The organism is Rhizobium sp. TRM95796 (genome assembly GCF_025779995.1).
Lineage (GTDB): Bacteria > Pseudomonadota > Alphaproteobacteria > Rhizobiales > Rhizobiaceae > Rhizobium_E.
Window position 1 is genome coordinate 1 of the sequence record NZ_JAOXHE010000027.1, and the last position, 2520, is coordinate 2520.

General features: G+C 61.3%; 3 protein-coding genes. All 3 read right to left on the bottom strand.

All coding sequences use genetic code 11. The features are described 5' to 3' along the window. Positions 1–8: 8 nt before the first annotated feature. The 3 genes from tnpC to OCK01_RS26310 all read right to left on the bottom strand — a co-directional run bounded on the left by tnpC (position 9) and on the right by OCK01_RS26310 (position 2443). Complete coding sequence (tnpC, locus tag OCK01_RS26300) at positions 9–1640, bottom strand: IS66 family transposase (protein WP_263826545.1); 1632 nt, start codon at positions 1638–1640, stop codon at positions 9–11. Between the two features lie 75 nt (positions 1641–1715). Continuing rightward, the gene (gene tnpB, locus OCK01_RS26305) at positions 1716–2060 is read right to left on the bottom strand and encodes an IS66 family insertion sequence element accessory protein TnpB (RefSeq protein ID WP_263826546.1); all 345 of its coding nucleotides are present in this window, start codon (positions 2058–2060) and stop codon (positions 1716–1718) included. Further along, entirely contained in the window at positions 2057–2443 is a 387-nt protein-coding gene (locus tag OCK01_RS26310; RefSeq protein WP_263826547.1) for a transposase, read from the bottom strand. Before OCK01_RS26310 ends, tnpB begins: the two co-directional genes overlap by 4 nt. Positions 2444–2520: the final 77 nt, after the last annotated feature.

The following is a 2520-nucleotide window of genomic DNA, read 5'->3' on the forward strand; positions in this document are numbered from 1 at the left end:
GTAAGCGGTCAGCTGATGCCGTCAGTCTTGAAGTTCCACGGCATGAGGGCGTCGATTTCGGATGCGGGCCAGCCTTTGGCGATGCTGGTCAGGGTCTGAGAGAGCCAGTGGAGCGGATCGACATTGTTCATCTTGGCCGTCTGCAGGAGCGTGGCCAGTGTGGCCCAGGTTCGTCCTCCGCCCTCGCTGCCGGCGAATAGGCTGTTCTTTCTCGTAATGGTTTGCGGCCTGATTGCCCGTTCGACGATGTTGGAATCGATCTCGATGCGACCATCGTTGAGAAAGCGTTCCAGAGCTTCGCGCCGAGTGAGTGCGTAGCGGATCGCCTCGGCGGTCTTGGACTTGCCGGAGACCTTGCCGAGTTCCCTTTCCCACAGATCGAAGAGGTCTGCGACGATGGCTGCGGATTTCCCTTGGCGAAGCGCCGCCCGGCTCTCGGGACTTGCGCCACGGGCCTCGTCCTCGATGCGCCAGAGCTCGGCCATGGTGACGATCGTTGTCGTTGCGGCCTTCGAGACGCCGCTGATATGCAGGTCATAGAACTTGCGACGAAGGTGTGCCCAGCACCCTGCAAGCTGGACCGTTTCGTTGCTGCCGGTCCTGGCTCGTAACTTGACCAGGCTGGTATAGGCCGAGTAGCCGTCGACTTGCAGGATGCCGCTGAATCCCGAGAGATGACGCGCCACGCAATCGGCGCCTCGGCCGTCTTCAAAGCGATAGGCAACCATCGGCGGGCTGGTTCCGCCATAGGGTCGATCGTCGCGTGCGTAGGCCCACAGCCAGGCTTTTGTCGCTTTCCCTGTTCCCGGTGCAAGGGTGGGCAAGGTCGTCTCGTCGGCAAAGACCCGTTCGCCCGCCTTGACGCGCTCGAGAATGTAATCGGCGCATATCTGAAGTTCGAAGCCAAGATGCCCCATCCACTGGGCCATCAGCGATCGGCTGATCTCGACGCCGTCGCGCAGATAAATCGCCTCCTGCCGATAGAGCGGCAGGCCATCGGCATATTTGGAGACGGCGATATAGGCGAGCAGCCGCTCCGACGGCAAACCGCTCTCGATGATGTGTGCCGGCGCCGCTGCCTGGATCACACCATCGCGGCCTCGGAAGGCATACTTGGGGCGGCGCGTCACGATGACCCGGAACTTCGGCGGCACGACATCCAGTCGCTCGGAGCGGTCCTCGCCAATCAGGACCTTTTCCAGACCGACACAATCATCGGGAATATCCGGCTCGATGACTTCTTCGATGCGTTCGAGATGGGCGGCAAATCCCTTGCGCGGCCGGGATGCTCGTTTCGGCTTTTCCTTGGCCGCACGATCGAGCTCGCTCTGGATCGCGGAGAGGCCGGTCTCGACTTCCTCGAAGGCAAAGGAGACCTGTTCGTCTTCGATGCCCCCATGAACACCGGGGCGCAGCCGTTCGGAACGCTTGCCATGTTGCGTGCGCTGCAGGACCTTCAGGATCGATGTGAGATTGGCGATGCGCTCGTTGGCGCTCTTCTCGACCGCCTCCAGACGGGCAATCTCGGCCGTCGCGGTGGCAAGTCGGGCTTCGTTGGCAGCTTGCTCACGCGCCATCGCTGATATCATCGCCTTGAGCGCATCGACGTCGTCGGGCAGGTCGGAAACGGGCAAAACCATGAGAAGGAATAGAGCACAAAAACGGCCGAATTCCCAACTGTTACAGCGACATGATTCATCTTGCCGCAGGCGCTATCAGCCCGTCAGCAACGGTCGTCGCGCCTTGGCTGGGCGGATTCTCTTCCAGTCCATTCCGGCCAGAAGCGCCATGAGCTGCGCGTGATCCAGACGTATCCGAGCCGCCGATATGCCCGGCCAGCAGAAGCTCTGCTCTTCGAGCCTTTTCGAGTAGAGGCAGACCCCTGAACCATCCCACCATACAATGCGAACGCGATCCGCCCGTTTCGATCGGAACACGTAAAGCGCACCGTTGAACGGGTCAAGGCCACCATCTCGCACGAGCGCCATCAAGGAGGCGGCTCCCTTGCGGAAGTCTACCGGTTGGCAGGACACGTAGACCACAACACCCGAGCCGATCATGTCAGGCGAACCGCCCGCAGAACCTTCGCCAGATGTTCGGGGGAAACATCGCCGCCCGCGCGAACAACGATATCGCCGATGACAATCTCCACCACAGGATTGGCCACCGGTTCGACACGCGCAAACCTGACCTCGTTGCCCGTCGCTTCCTGCAGAGGCGTGACCGCGCCAGACGAAAGCGCCTTGCGACGCCAGCCGTAGAGCTGCGATGGGTCAACCCCTGCCGAGCGAGCGATCCCAGACACATTGGCTCCGGGCAGAAGCGTCTCGGCAACCAGCCGGGCCTTCTCGTCATCTGACCAATCGCGTGGCTTGCGTCGCTTCTTGACCGGTTCGGCAGTCAAAATCTCAAACGCCCGAGGCTGATTCACCGTGTCGCTCATAGGATTCCCCGCATGATTCATGCAGAAAATGCCCTCTCGGCACGCTCAAAGATACGTGGGATGGCCTACGCGCTTAC

Coding starts and splice junctions, on each gene's coding strand:
- tnpB (WP_263826546.1), bottom strand. CDS start 2,060: ATGATCGGCTCGGGTGTTGTGGTCTACGTGTCCTGCCAACCGGTAGAC.
- tnpC (WP_263826545.1), bottom strand. CDS start 1,640: ATGGTTTTGCCCGTTTCCGACCTGCCCGACGACGTCGATGCGCTCAAG.
- OCK01_RS26310 (WP_263826547.1), bottom strand. CDS start 2,443: ATGAGCGACACGGTGAATCAGCCTCGGGCGTTTGAGATTTTGACTGCC.